Source organism: Streptomyces sp. NPDC088116, assembly GCF_044741745.1.
In the GTDB taxonomy this organism is placed as follows: Bacteria; Actinomycetota; Actinomycetes; order Streptomycetales; family Streptomycetaceae; genus Streptomyces.
The window spans coordinates 205,125-218,461 of the sequence record NZ_JBIUTF010000007.1 but is presented as its reverse complement, the minus strand read 5'-3'; the positions used below and the strand labels follow the sequence as shown (position 1 = coordinate 218,461).

General features: G+C 71.1%; 10 protein-coding genes. 7 read left to right on the top strand and 3 right to left on the bottom strand.

The genetic code is table 11. The features are described 5' to 3' along the window. Positions 1 to 128: 128 nt before the first annotated feature. Positions 129 to 2,732 carry a bifunctional FO biosynthesis protein CofGH gene (locus ACIOJD_RS27245; RefSeq protein WP_401918313.1) on the bottom strand — a complete coding sequence of 868 codons (2,604 nt, stop codon included), beginning with the start codon at positions 2,730 to 2,732 and terminating at the stop codon, positions 129 to 131. Positions 2,733 to 3,185: 453 nt separating this feature from the next. On the opposite strand from ACIOJD_RS27245, the gene ACIOJD_RS27240 reads away from it, so the two are divergent. Together ACIOJD_RS27240 and ACIOJD_RS27235 are read left to right on the top strand one after the other, a co-directional pair. Continuing rightward, entirely contained in the window at positions 3,186 to 4,109 is a 924-nt protein-coding gene (locus ACIOJD_RS27240; protein WP_401918311.1) for an FkbM family methyltransferase, read from the top strand. A gap of 461 nt (positions 4,110 to 4,570) precedes the next feature. Next, on the top strand, positions 4,571 to 5,149 hold the full coding sequence (locus ACIOJD_RS27235; RefSeq protein WP_401918309.1) for a Scr1 family TA system antitoxin-like transcriptional regulator: 579 nt from the start codon (positions 4,571 to 4,573) through the stop codon (positions 5,147 to 5,149). 140 nt (positions 5,150 to 5,289) lie between these two features. On the opposite strand, the gene ACIOJD_RS27230 is transcribed toward ACIOJD_RS27235, so the two are convergent. Beyond that, a complete protein-coding gene (locus tag ACIOJD_RS27230) occupies positions 5,290 to 6,117 on the bottom strand; it encodes an LLM class F420-dependent oxidoreductase (RefSeq protein ID WP_401918307.1) in 828 nt (275 codons plus the stop codon). Between the two features lie 296 nt (positions 6,118 to 6,413). Here ACIOJD_RS27230 and ACIOJD_RS27225 point away from each other — a divergent pair, with 296 nt between their 5' ends. From ACIOJD_RS27225 to ACIOJD_RS27210, 4 genes are all read left to right on the top strand, one after another. Then, the gene (locus tag ACIOJD_RS27225; RefSeq protein ID WP_401918850.1) at positions 6,414 to 7,910 is read left to right on the top strand and encodes a CehA/McbA family metallohydrolase; all 1,497 of its coding nucleotides are present in this window, start codon (positions 6,414 to 6,416) and stop codon (positions 7,908 to 7,910) included. A 486-nt stretch (positions 7,911 to 8,396) separates the two neighbouring features. Then, a complete protein-coding gene (locus ACIOJD_RS27220) occupies positions 8,397 to 9,122 on the top strand; it encodes a dienelactone hydrolase family protein (RefSeq protein ID WP_401918305.1) in 726 nt (241 codons plus the stop codon). Further along, positions 9,101 to 9,244 (top strand): hypothetical protein, encoded by a 144-nt coding sequence (locus ACIOJD_RS27215; protein ID WP_401918304.1) that lies wholly within the window; start codon positions 9,101 to 9,103, stop codon positions 9,242 to 9,244. Before ACIOJD_RS27220 ends, ACIOJD_RS27215 begins: the two co-directional genes overlap by 22 nt. Beyond that, positions 9,245 to 9,463: a hypothetical protein gene (locus ACIOJD_RS27210; RefSeq protein ID WP_401918303.1), complete on the top strand. Its 219-nt coding sequence runs from the start codon at positions 9,245 to 9,247 to the stop codon at positions 9,461 to 9,463. A gap of 69 nt (positions 9,464 to 9,532) precedes the next feature. On the opposite strand, the gene ACIOJD_RS27205 is transcribed toward ACIOJD_RS27210, so the two are convergent. After that, complete coding sequence (locus ACIOJD_RS27205) at positions 9,533 to 9,736, bottom strand: hypothetical protein (protein ID WP_401918301.1); 204 nt, start codon at positions 9,734 to 9,736, stop codon at positions 9,533 to 9,535. A gap of 277 nt (positions 9,737 to 10,013) precedes the next feature. Between ACIOJD_RS27205 and ACIOJD_RS27200 the strand changes: the two genes are divergently transcribed. Further along, complete coding sequence (locus tag ACIOJD_RS27200; RefSeq protein WP_401918299.1) at positions 10,014 to 13,070, top strand: AfsR/SARP family transcriptional regulator; 3,057 nt, start codon at positions 10,014 to 10,016, stop codon at positions 13,068 to 13,070. The last annotated feature ends 267 nt before the right edge of the window (positions 13,071 to 13,337 follow it).

The following is a 13,337-nucleotide window of genomic DNA, read 5'->3' as shown; positions in this document are numbered from 1 at the left end:
TCCCGTACTTCCGCATGGCCATCTGTTCCCTCCCCTGGGCGGCCCGCCGAACGTGGCGGGCCGCAGGAGATTAACAACGGCCACTGACACAACCGACTGATTTTCGGGGGCGGTTGACGGAAGACCCGTCAGCCTTCGCTGCCCAGCACCGGCAGCAGCTCCGGCAGATGCCCGTCGGACGCGGCAGCCGCCCGTACCCGCTCCTCCGGGACTTCCCCGTACAGCGTCGTGCGCGGCTTCGCCGGGCGACCGGCCGCGTCGGCGATGGCGACGAGGTCCTTGACCGAGCGGTACGAACCGTAACTCGATCCCGCCATACGGGAGATGGTCTCCTCCATCAGCGTGCCGCCCAGGTCGTTCGCACCGGAGCGGAGCATCTCCGCCGCGCCCTCCGTGCCCAGCTTCACCCAGCTCGTCTGGATGTTGGGGATGTGGGGGTGCAGCAGCAGCCTGGCCATCGCGATCACCGCGCGGTTGTCGCGGTCCGTCGGGCCGGGGCGGGCGATGCCGGCCAGGTAGACGGGGGCGTTGGTGTGGATGAAGGGGAGCGTGACGAACTCGGTGAAGCCGCCCGTCTCCTGCTGGATCCGGGCCAGCGTACGGAAGTGGCCCAGCCAGTGGCGGGGCTGGTCGACATGGCCGTACATCATCGTGGAGCTGGACCGGATGCCCAGTTCGTGGGCGGTCCTGACGACCTCGATCCAGGTCGCCGTCGGCAGCTTTCCCTTGGTGAGGATCCAGCGCACCTCGTCGTCCAGGATCTCCGCCGCCGTACCCGGGATCGAGTCGAGCCCGGCCTCCTTGGCCGCCGTCAGCCACTCGCGGATCGACAGGCCGGTGCGCGAGGCGCCGTTGACGACCTCCATGGGGGAGAAGGCGTGGACGTGCATGCCGGGGACGCGTTCCTTCACGGCGCGCGCGATGTCGAAGTACGCGGTGCCGGGCAGGTCGGGATGGATACCGCCCTGCATGCAGACCTCGGTGGCCCCGACGTCCCACGCCTGCGCGGCCCGGTCCGCGACCTGGTCCAGGGAGAGGGTGTAGGCGTCGGCGTCCGTGCGGCGCTGGGCGAAGGCGCAGAAACGGCAGCCGGTGTAGCAGACGTTGGTGAAGTTGATGTTGCGCGTGACGATGTACGTCACGTCGTCGCCGACCACGTCGCGGCGCAGCTCGTCGGCGATCCGGGTCAGCGCGTCCAGCGCGGGCCCGTCCGCGTGCAGGAGGGCGAGGGCCTGGTCGTCGCCGAGCTTCGTCGGGTCGTCGGCGGCCTGCGCGAGGGCCTGCCGTACGTCGGTGTCGATCCGCTGCGCGACCATGCCGGGGGCGGCTGCCTCCCGCAGCGCCTCCCAGTCGCCGTACACCGCGTCGAAGTCGTCACGCCGGTCCGAGGTGCGGCCCTCGGTGTCGATCGTGCGGTGCAGGTCCGTACGTCCACTGGCCGTGAAGCCCTCGTCCGGTTCCTGCCACGCCAGCCCCACCGGTTTCACGTCCTCGCGCGCGAGGCCCGTCTCCGGGTCGGCCAGCGCCCGTACGTGCGGCAGCAGGCGCGGGTCCAGCCAGGGCTCGCCGCGCTCGATGAACTCCGGGTAGATGGTGAGCCGTTCGCGCAGCTCGAAGCCGGACTCGGCCGTCTTCGCGGCCAGTTCGCCGATGTGCGGCCAGGGCCGCTCGGGGTTCACATGGTCGGGAGTGAGCGGCGAGACTCCGCCCCAGTCGTCGATGCCCGCGCCGATGAGCAGCGCGTACTCGGCGTCCACGAGGTTGGGCGGGGCCTGGATACGGGCCGACGGGCCGAGGATGTGCCGGGTCACGGCGATGGCCGCCGCCAGCTCCTCCAGCTCGGCGTCCGGCATTCCGCGCATCGCGGTGTCCGGCTTGGCCCGGAAGTTCTGGACGATGACTTCCTGGATGCCGTGGTACGCCCGCTGGATGCGCCGGAGTTCGAAGAGGGCGTCGGCGCGCTCCTCGTACGACTCCCCGATCCCGATCAGTACGCCGGTGGTGAACGGGACGTTGGAGCGCCCCGCGTCCTCCAGCACCCGCAGCCGTACGGCGGGTTCCTTGTCCGGCGAACCGTGGTGCGGGCCACCGGGCTCGGACCAGAGCCGGGTCGCGGTGGTCTCCAGCATCATGCCCATGCTCGGCGCGACCGGCTTGAGCCGCTGGAGGTCGGTCCACGCCATCACCCCGGGGTTGAGATGCGGCAGCAGCCCGGTCTCCTCCAACACCCGGACGGCCATGGCCCGGACGTACGCGAGGGTGTCGTCGTACCCCTCGGCCTCCAGCCACTCCCGGGCCTCGGGCCACCGGTCCTCGGGCCGGTCGCCGAGCGTGAACAGGGCCTCCTTGCAGCCCATCGCCGCGCCCTGCCGGGCGATCTCCAGCACCTCGTCGGGCGACAGGAACATCCCGTGCCCGGCCCGGCGCAGCTTGCCGGGCACGGTCACGAAGGTGCAGTAGTGGCACTTGTCCCGGCACAGCCGTGTCAGCGGGATGAAGACCTTGCGGGAGTACGTGATGACCCCGGGCCGCCCGGCGGCCGCGAGCCCCGCGTCCCGCACGCGGGCGGCGGACGCGGCGAGGTCGGTGAGCTCGTCGCCACGCGCCTGGAGCAACACGGCGGCCTCGGCGGCATCGAGGGCGACGCCGTCCCGGGCGCGCTTGAGGGCGCGGCGCATGGAATTGGCGGTGGGTGGCTGTGCAGCGGTGGATGGCTGCGGCGCGGGCGGCACGGGCTGTGCGGCCGATGCGGCCGGTACTGCCCCCGGAAGCGGAACGGGTGCGCTCGGTGCACCGGCCGGGCGGCCAGTCGGTTCGGTCGTCGGTCGTCCGGACCCGGGTTCCTTCGGCAGGCGCGTCGTCATCCTCTGAGGATACGTTCGACGGCACGCTCGGCCGGGGGGACGGGCAGCGGAGCCCCAGGTCACCGCTGCTCGGGCCGGGTACGGGCGGATGCCACCGTCACGCCAGGCCTCGGCGCCGTCCTCAGGGCGCCGTCCTCGGCGCTCCGTACTCGCGTCTCGTACCGGAATTCCCGTAACGCGGGAATTCCGGTACGAGAGACGGGCTTCGGGGCCGTGCGAGGATGGCGCACCCGTCGTCGCCCACGGCACCTCCCGTTGCCCACAGCACCTGGGTACGCATGGGGTTCAGGGGATTCGGCGGATTCAGCGGAGAGGGAATCGATGGGCAGCCACAGCTCGGACACTCTGGACACCCTTGGCCGTGGTTACGTGCGTGACGCTCCCGGCTCGTTCGGGAAGGGGTGGCTCGCCGCGAGGTACGTGAATCCCCGGCTGGCGGAGCGTCCGCGACGGCGTGTCGTACAGACCCGGTTCGGCGCCCGGTTCGCCGTCGACACGCAGGACGTCATCCAGCGGTACCTGTACATCTTCGGAATCTGGGAGCCGCACATCACGCGGTGGCTGCGGAACCGGCTCCGGCCCGGGGACACGTTCATCGACGTCGGCGCGAACATCGGGTACTACAGCGTTCTCGCGTCCGGCCTGGTCGGGGGCGAAGGCCGGGTCGTGGCCATCGAGGCGTCGCCGGTCTTCCATGAGCGGGTGGCGCGGCATGTACGGCTCAACGGCTGCCGCAACGTGCGAGCGGTCAACGCCGCCGTCTCCGACAGCCGGAAGAAGCTGACCTTCGTGCTGGCCAGTTCGGCGAACCTGGGGGCGAACAGCATCGTGCCGTACGACGGGCCGGCCGAATCGTCCTTCGAGATCGAGGCCGTTCCGCTGACGTACCTGCTCGAACCCGACGAGATCGCCGGCGCGCGGGTCATCAAGATCGATGTCGAGGGCGCCGAGGGGTCCGTCGTACGGGGCATGGTGCCGCTGTTCGACAAGCTGCGGCCGGATGTGGAGATCGCGGTCGAGGTGGCCCCCGACCGTATGGCGCAACTCGGCGACTCCATCGAGGAGTTGATGACGACGATGCGCGAGCACGGCTTCAACGCCTACCGGATCGACAACGACTACCGGCCCGACAGCTACCCCCTGGCGATCCGCAGTACGTCGGTCGTTCCCGAGCGATGGCGTGGACCGGTCTTCGAGCAGTGCGACCTGATCTTTTCCCGGGTGGACGCCGAGACGCTGGGCTGACGCGCCCCCGGGCTGACGCTGTGCGGCGGCCCGGGAGGACCTGCCTGCGGTCATGCCGCACCGGGCCCCGGATGCCTCGGCTCTCACCGCTCGTACACGCACTCCGCCCAGAGCAACTTCCCGCCGCCACCGAGGCGACACCGACACCACGGAGCTGTTGGCGAGCGAGCTGGTCACCAATGCGTACCAGCACTCCGAGGGGCCGTACACCCTGCGTATCCGCGGGTTCGGGCCGTATCGGCTCCGCGTCGGGGTCTGGGACGGCAACCCCGAGATTCCGCCGCCGTTCAACGGCGCCGCGCCCGCCCCGACCGAGAGCGGGGGCCTTTCCGAGAGTGGGCGGGGGTTACAGCTCGTAACGGTTGTGCGCGGACGACTGGGACGCGGGAATTCGAGAAATTACGTCCCGTTTCCCTCGTGTGAGTGACAACGCCGGCTGAACGAAGACCAGGAGGAGTTGCATGACCGCGAGGCCTTCCCCCACAGCCCGGCGCATCCGCCTCGCAGCCGAGTTGCGGAAACTGCGTGAGCGGGCCGGGATGACAGCAAGCGCGGCAGCAAGCCTGCTGGGCACCAGTTCGGGACAGCTGAGCAATGTCGAGACAGGCCGGTTCGGAGTGAGCGCCGACCGCATCCGGGCCATGGCCCGCGCATACGACTGCCAGGACCAGGCGTACGTCGAAGCCCTCACGCTCATGACAGGCGACCGGTCACGTGGCTGGTGGGAGCAGTACCTAGATGTCCTCCCGGTCGGGCTGCTGGACCTCGCCGAACTGGAACACCACGCTGTCGCGCCGCGCACCGCGTACACGGCCCATATGCCGGGGCTGCTTCAGACCGCCGACCACGCTCGGGTGGTGTTCCAGCAGGTGGTTCCCGAGCTTTCACCACCCGAGATCGAGCACCGCGTTTCCCACCGCGTGAAACGGCAGGACGTCATCTACCGGGTGAAGTGGGACGCGTTCGTGAAGGGCGTCATGGCGGGCGAGTTCGACCACTTCGCCGAACTCGGCGAAAGAAAGGGCCCCGCCGGTCCCTGAGCCGGGATCGGCCTCGGCCACCGTTTCCAGGGAGAGCACATTGCCCGTACAGCACAACATCGACCACGAGCGCGAGCTCTGGGACACCTACGCCCGAAGCACCAAGGGCAAGTTGTCCGACTCCGACCCCCGGCCGTTGGTCAGAGATACCGCGCGTACTCGTCCAGCGCCCGCAGTACCTCCCCCTCTCCCGCCGGCGGCAGCGTGAGGACGACCTCCTCGATGCCCAACTCCGCGTAGTACGCCAGCTTGCCGGGGCTCGGCTGGACCGCGTACGGCACGATCTGGAGGGCGTCCGGCTCACGGCCCGCCGCCTCCCACGCCGTACGGAGCACCGGCAGCGTCTCCGTGAGGCCCCCGCCGCCGACCGGCAGCCAGCCGTCCGCGTACGCGGCGATCTGCGCGAAGAGCTTCGGGCCGGCAGCGCCGCCCACCAGGATGCGCGGCTTGCCCCGTACCGGCTTCGGGTATGCGTGGCTGGGCCGTAGCGAGCCGAACTCGCCCTTGTGCGCCGTCGGCTCGTCCGCCCACAGCGCTTGCATCAGCGCGACCCGGTCCTGGGTCAGCTCGCGCCGTGAGGTCCACTCGACCCCGTGGTCGGCGGCCTCCTCCTTGTTCCAGCCGAAGCCGATGCCGAGCGTGAAACGGCCGCCCGAGAGGTGGTCCAGGGTCGCGATCTGCTTGGCGAGATCGATCGGGTCGTGCTGTGCGACGAGCGTGATGCCGGTGCCGAGCGCGAGCCGCTCGGTCACCGCGGCGGCCTGGCCGAGAGCGACGAAGGGGTCGAGCGTACGGCCGTACTCGCGCGGCAGTTCGCCCCCGGGCGGAAACGGTGTCGACCGCTCGGCGGGGATGTGCGTGTGCTCGGGCAGGTACAGACCGGCGAAGCCCCGCTGCTCCAGCTCCCGTGCGAGCCGCACGGGCCTGATCGTCTCGTCGGTGAGGAAGATCGTGGTCGCGATCCGCATGCGTGTGGCCTCCAGGACCGTGGGAAGCGGAGTGGCGGGCCCAAGGTATGCCGTGCGGGACGCGATGTCTTGGCCTCTTCTCAGCCACCCGCCGATCCCCTTCCCTTGCACCCAGGTTCACGGCTCAATACGAGAGTTCGGATGCACGACGCGTATGACCACTTGTGTCCCTCTCGCCCCCCCTGGGAGCCGCCGGCATGTGCAAGCAGCACGCGAATCACGCAGACGATCACGCAGACCGCGCGGACCGCGCGGCCGACCGCGCCGAAGAAGGCGTCCGCGGCGAGGACACCGGGATGGGCAGGCGGGGCCTACTGATGACGGGAGCCGCCGCCGCGCTTACGTTGACTACCGTGAGCTTCACCAACGCCGTACCCGCCGACGCCGCCGACGGCCGTACCAGAACCGTCCGCGGCACGCTGCCGCCCGGCTCCCCCGACTTCGTCTACCTGCCCGTCGAGATACCGCGCGGCGTCAACGAGATCCATGTCGCCTACTCGTACGAGCGACCCACCGTCCCCACCGGTACCCAGGGCAACGCCCTCGACATCGGCATCTTCGACGAACGCGGTACGGACCTGGGCGGCCACGGCTTCCGCGGCTGGTCCGGCGGCGCCCGCACCGAGTTCTTCCTGCGCGCCGACGCGGCCACCCCCGGCTACATCGCGGGCCCCGTCCGCCCCGGCACGTGGAACATCGCGCTCGGCCCGTACACCGTCGCCCCGCAGGGCCTGGCGTACGAGGTGACCATCACGCTGCGGTTCGGCGCACCGGGCAAGACCCCCGCGCCGGTGTACCCGCCCGAGCGTGCCAAGGGGCGCGGCCGGGCCTGGTACCGGGGCGACTGCCACATCCACTCCGTGCACTCCGACGGCGGGCGCACCCCCGCCGAGATAGCCGCGCTCGCCCGCGCGGCCGGTCTCGACTTCATCAACTCCAGTGACCACAACACGTACTCCGCGCACAGCGCCTGGGACGGGCTGTGGGGTGACGACCTGCTGATCCTCACGGGCGAGGAGGTCACCACCCGTAACGGCCATGTGGTGGCCCTGGGCATGGACGGCGGTACGTTCGTCGACTGGCGCTACCGCGCCCGCGACAACCGCTTCGGCCACTACGCCCGCGAGGTGAAGCGCGCCGGCGGCCTGGTCGTCCCGGCCCACCCGCACGGGACCTGCATCGGCTGCAACTGGAAGTTCGGCTTCGCGGACGCCGACGCGGTGGAGGTGTGGAACGGCGCGTACACCCCGGACGACGAGGTCTCCCTCGCCGAATGGGACAACATCCTTGTCTCCTCCACCCGTTCGGGCCGGGCGTGGACCCCGGCGATGGGCAACAGCGACTCCCACCGCGCGCCCGACCCGGTCGGCACCCCGCAGACGGTGGTCCTGGCGGACGACCTCACCCGCGAGGCGATCCTGGCGGGTATCCGCGCGGGCCGCAGTTACGTCGCCGAGTCGGCGAAGGTCTCCCTGACGTTCGGCGCCGCGAGCGGCGGGGGCAGGCACGCGGGCATCGGTGACCGCCTGTCCGCCGCGGCGGACGACCCGGTGACGGTACGCCTGGAAGTCAGCGGCGCCCCGGGCTGCACGGCCCACTTCGTCACCGACCAGGGCACGCTCCACACCACCGCGCTCCCGGAGTCGGGCGCGGGCACGGTGGAGTGGCGCACGACGCCCTCGTACGCCGCCTACGTACGCGCGGAGATCCGGCACGCACCGAAGACGACGGGACTGCCGGGGGCACTGGCGGCGTTCACGAACCCGGTGTTCCTCGGGGACGCGAAGGGATAGGGCGGTAGCGCGCCCGGATGTTCCGGAGGTCGGGGCGCCGGGCCGGGGGCGCCCGCCCGGGGCGGTGCCGGGCTTGGGATGCCAGGCTGAAGAGGTGGCAGGCCGTGTGGCAGGATCCGGCGTCACGTGACCGGAACACGAAACGGGAGGAGGCGCCCACAATGGACAGATTCACCCGGCGGGCGCGCGGGACATCCCGGACCCGGAATGGATCTCCCACGGGCCTCGACCAGGGATGGGTACCGTTGTCGAAGGACGGCGATCGACTGCACGTGACCATGACGGCAGAAGTGACACCTGGCGCCCCTCCCCCGGCGCAGGACCCGGCAGGTCCACCTCCAGCACCGTGCCCATAGCGCTGCTGCGGGAGCGGGGTTTGTGACGGATCTTGTGAGCCATCGCCGCATTTCAGAGGCGCTCCCGCGCTGTTCTGCCGGCGGAGAACACCGGCCCGGCCGGGCTCGACGATCACTACGGTCCAGTCTCATGACGACGATGACAACGCGCACGGTCGAGTACCCGGCCGACGGCCTGACGATGATCGGGCACCTCGCGCTCCCGGCCGGCGTCGACCGCCGGCCCGCGGTGCTGCTCGGACCAGAGGGCATGGGGCTCAGCGACGTCGAGCGCCGCCGGGCCGATGCGCTCGCCGAACTGGGATACGTAGCGCTGGCCTTCGACGTCCACGGTGGGCGCTATTTGGGCGACCCGGACGAGATGCTGGCCCGTTGCATGCCGCTGCTCGCCGACCCCGACCGGATGCGGGGCATCGGCCACGCGGCGCTCGACGTGTTGCGCGCCGAACCGCGGACCGACCCCGACCGGATCGCCGCCGTCGGCTATGGCACCGGCGGCGCCATCGGGCTGGAACTCGGGCGCGACGGCGTCAACCTACGCGCGATCGGCACAGTCAACGCACTGACCACGGGCCGACCGGGCGAGACGGCGCGCATCCGCTGCCCGGTGTGGGCCGGGGTCGGGTCGGAAGACCCGGTCATGCCACCCGCGCAACGGGACGCGTTCACCGCCGAGATGCAGGCCGCGGGCGTCGACTGGCGCCTCGTGGTCTACGGCGGCGCCTTGCACGCCTTCCACCACCCGCCGGTCGACCACCCCGTGGTCCCCGGCGTCGGCTACCACCCACAGCACGCGCAGCGCGCCTGGCACGACGTCATCGACCTGCTCACCGAGTGCCTGCCCGTAACGGAGTGATCGCGGAGTTCCACCGCGTGCCGGCTCCGGGCGGCCATCTGCTGGTTGCCTTCAAGGCCGGTGACAGGTTCCGGCACCTGGTGCCTGCCTACGGGCACGAGCTCTCCCTCGACGTCTACTGAGTGTCTCCCGGCCGCATCGCTGAGCTGCTGAGCCGGACCGGGCTCGTGGTGGACGCCCGGCTGATCCGCGAGCCCAACGAGCAGGAGAAGCCCCGGCAAGGCCGGCACCTCGTGGCTCGAAAGCCAGGGAAGTCGGTCGGAGATCTGGAAACGCGGGCAGCCGGCAACGTCTCCTGGGACGAAAGCGCCGATCCGATCCCCGGCGACAACATCAAGTGAGACCGGCCGCCGGGCCGGTCTGGCCACTGATTGCATCTGCCCAGGTCAGGGACTACCCACCGGCAATGATCAATTGAGACGGGACAGGACGGGACAGGGAGCCTTGCGGCGAGGGCCAGGCCGGACGCCCGGCAGAGGCCAACCGGCCTCCAGCACGGCGTGCATGATCCCGAAACCGGCGCGACGGACCCGGCCCATGCCACCCTCGCCGGGCCGGCCCAGCACGCCGTACCCCGCCACCCGGCGCGGATCCCGCGCGTCCAGTGACTTCATCGGCCATCCCCCGAACATGTTTCCGCCGCGGGCGGACGTGGACAGGCCGCGAACAGACCGTTATCGCGGTCCGTGAATCTCACGCTCCGGCATGCCGCCCGCACAAGGGGGTACGAGACGGTCCGGCCCGGTCGAGGCCGCCCGGCGCCCGGCCGGTGGGTGGGGGCACCGATCCTGTCGAGGGCTTGTGCAGACCCTCACTCACTGCTGACGCACCAGCCTCCGACAAGGCAGACTGTCGACGGCGATACCGGCAGCAGCGGGGGCAGGGGGAGCTATGGACCCAGACGGCGGGCCACGCGTACCGGAGCAGAGGGTTTCGGCCAACGCGGGCACCGTGCCGGGCACCATGCTGCCCGGCACGCACGACAGCAGGCTGGATGGCGGCAGGCCGCACGACGACAACATGGCGCAGGACGGCACGGGTGGCAACATGCCCGGTGCCACCGACGAGTTGCGCTTCAGCGTGCTCGGTCCCGTACGGGCCTGGCGCGGCGGCAAGGCGCTGCCGCCCGGGTCGCCGCAGCAACGCGCCCTGCTGACCGCCCTGCTGCTGCGCGAGGGACGCACCGCCACCGCCGGCGAACTCATCGACGCCCTCTGGGGCGACGACCCGCCGTCCCAGGCGCTCGCCGCCGTCCGGACGTACGCCTCCCGTCTGCGCAAGGTGCTCACCGCCGGCGTTCTGGTCAGCGAGTCCGGCGGCTACGCCCTGCGGACCAGGCCGGACGCCCTCGATCTGAGCGTGGCGCAGGAACTGGCCTCCGACGCCGAGAAGTCACGCGCCGCCGGGAACCGCTCGCAGGCCCGCTCCCTGATCAACAAGTCGCTGGGCCTGTGGGACGGCGAGGCGCTGGCCTCCGTACCCGGTCCGTACGCCGACACCCAGCGCGCCCGCCTCGACGAGTGGCGCCTCCAACTCACCGAGACCCGGCTGGACCTGGACCTGGAGCTGGGCTGCCACGCCGAGTCCGTGTCCGAACTCACCGCCCTGACCGCCGCGCATCCGCTGCGCGAGCGGCTGCGCGAACTGCTGATGCTGGCCCTGTACCGCAGCGGGCGCCAGGCGGAGGCCCTCGCCGTGTACGCCGACACGCGCCGGCTGCTCGCCGAGGAACTGGGCGTCGACCCGCGCCCCGAGCTGGCACAGCTCCAGCAGCGCATTCTTCAGGCGGACGCGGAGCTGGCGCGCCCGGTGGAGGATTCGGCCCCCGCCTCCTCCATCCGGCGGCCCGCGCAACTCCCGGCGACCGTGCCGGACTTCACCGGCCGGCTCTCCTTCGTACGGGAACTGGGCTGGCGGCTGGCGGGCGCCAAGGACTCCGTCATGGTGGTCTCCGCGCTCGCCGGGATCGGCGGCGTCGGCAAGACGACGCTCGCGGTGCACGTGGCGCACGAGGCGCGACCGCACTTCCCCGACGGGCAGTTGTACGTGGACCTCCAGGGCACCGGCGGCCGGGCGGCGGAGCCGGAGACGGTACTGGGCTCGTTCCTGCGGGCGCTGGGCATACCGGACTCCGCGATACCCGACTCGCTGGACGACCGCTCCGCGCTCTACCGCTCGACGCTCGACGGCCGCCGCATCCTCGTACTGCTGGACAACGCGCGTGACGCCGCGCAGATCAGGCCGCTGCTGCCCGGTATGGAGGGGTGCGCGGCGCTGGTCACCAGCCGGGTGCGGATGGTCGACCTGGCGGGCGCGCATCTGATCGACCTCGACGTGATGTCACCGGAGGAGGCGCTGCGGCTCTTCACCCGTATCGTCGGCGAGGAGCGGGTCACCTCGGAGCGCGAGGCGGCGCTGGACGTCGTCGCGGCGTGCGGTTTCCTGCCGCTGGCGATCCGTATCGCCGCCTCGCGCCTGGCGGCCCGCCCGACCTGGACGGTCTCGGTCCTCGCGGCGAAGCTCGCGGACGAGTGGCGCCGGCTGGACGAACTCCAGGCGGGCGACCTCGCGGTGAAGGCGACCTTCGAACTGGGCTACGGCGCGCTGGAACCGGCCCAGGCCCGCGCCTTCCGCCTGCTGGGCCTGGCCGACGGGCCCGACCTGTCCCTGGCGGCGGCCGCCGCGATCCTCGATCTGCCGCTCCACGACACGGAGGACGTGCTGGAGTCGCTGGTCGACACGTCCCTGCTGGAATCGGCGGCACCGGGCCGCTACCGCTACCACGACCTGGTGCGGCTCTACGCGCGTTCGTGCACGGAACGTGACGAACCGTTCCCGTCGGAGCGGGGGTCGGCGCTTTCGCGGCTGCTGGACTTCTATCTGGCGACGACGGCCCGGGTGTACGCGATCGAGCGGCCCTGCGACAGCCTGGTGGACCACCTGGAGCCGACGTCGTACGAGGGCCTGTCGTTCGCCGACCGGCAGAGCGCGCTGGACTGGCTCTACACCGAGGCGAACTGCCTGCTGGCCTGCGCACAGCAGGCATCGGGCTCCGGGCAGCTCCGCCGCGCCGTGGACCTGCTGTGGGCCGCGAAGGACCTCGCGGAGTCGGGCGCCAACTCCAAGCAGTACGAATCGGCGGCGCTGTCCGCGCTGGAGGCCGCCCGCGCGGAGGGTGACCAGCGTGCCGAGGGACGTGCCCGGACGACGCTCACCAACGTCTATCTGGTGGCGGGCCGTTACCGCGAGGCGGACGAACAGGCACGCCACGCCACACTGCTGGCGCAGGCGGCCGAGGACCCGACCCCGATCCCCTGGGCCGACAACGATCGCGGAATCATCGCGCTGATCCAAGGCCGGTACCAGGAAGGCGAGTCGTATCTGCTCCGGGCGATCGAAGCCTCCCGCGCGGACGGGAACCTCGCCCGTGAGGCGAGCGCCCTGTGCAACCTCTCCCGCCATCAGCTCCTGCTCGGGAAAACGGACCGGGCCATCGCCCTCGCCGAACACTGCATCGACATCTACGAGCGCATAGGGCTGCCCCTGCGCCTCGCGAGCGCCCAGTACGCCCTGGGAGTGGCGCTCACCCACGCGAAGCGTCACGAAGAGGCCCTGGACCAGCTCGACAAGGCGTTCCTCACCTTCGGCAAGAACCGGCAGCGTCTCTGGGAAGGGACGTCCCTCTTCCGGATGGCCGAGGCGTACCTCTCCGCCGAGCGGCCCGCCCTCGCCGCCCAGCACGCCGAGCGGGCCCTCGCGTTCGGCTGTATCGGCGGTGACCGTATCCGTGCCGGTGTTCTGACCGTGCTGGGCAGGTCGCTGGAGGACCTGGACCAGACCGACCGCGCCCGGGTCTGCTGGCACGAGGCGCTGGTGCTGTACGAGGAGTGCGGTGCCCCGGAGGCGGCTCAAGTGCGCGGGCTCCTCAGCCCTCTCAACACCGCGTGATACGGCGCACCGGGGCGTTCATCGATTGTTTATGCCCATAAGACATGCTCAGTGCACGATCCGCCGAGTCGGGGGGCAAGCGGATCGACGGGGGATACCTCAGGTGAAGTGAGCCTCCCGATCCCTGCCCGGCGACACCCGGGGGAGCCGCCGGGCGGGGATCCCAGAGCCAAAGAGCACAACCAACGGGAGACGAGCCATGACCACCGAGCAGAACGAAACGATCAGGACGATGGACAACCAGATCCCCGCACCGCCCGCGAAGGG

What these genes read in the sequence shown, in the direction of transcription:
- ACIOJD_RS27240 (WP_401918311.1), top strand. Translation starts at nt 3,186, where the DNA reads ATGGGCAGCCACAGCTCGGACACTCTGGACACCCTTGGCCGTGGTTAC.
- ACIOJD_RS27235 (WP_401918309.1), top strand. Translation starts at nt 4,571, where the DNA reads ATGACCGCGAGGCCTTCCCCCACAGCCCGGCGCATCCGCCTCGCAGCC.
- ACIOJD_RS27230 (WP_401918307.1), bottom strand. Translation starts at nt 6,117, where the DNA reads ATGCGGATCGCGACCACGATCTTCCTCACCGACGAGACGATCAGGCCC.
- ACIOJD_RS27225 (WP_401918850.1), top strand. Translation starts at nt 6,414, where the DNA reads ATGGGCAGGCGGGGCCTACTGATGACGGGAGCCGCCGCCGCGCTTACG.
- ACIOJD_RS27220 (WP_401918305.1), top strand. Translation starts at nt 8,397, where the DNA reads ATGACGACGATGACAACGCGCACGGTCGAGTACCCGGCCGACGGCCTG.
- ACIOJD_RS27205 (WP_401918301.1), bottom strand. Translation starts at nt 9,736, where the DNA reads ATGAAGTCACTGGACGCGCGGGATCCGCGCCGGGTGGCGGGGTACGGC.
- ACIOJD_RS27200 (WP_401918299.1), top strand. Translation starts at nt 10,014, where the DNA reads ATGGACCCAGACGGCGGGCCACGCGTACCGGAGCAGAGGGTTTCGGCC.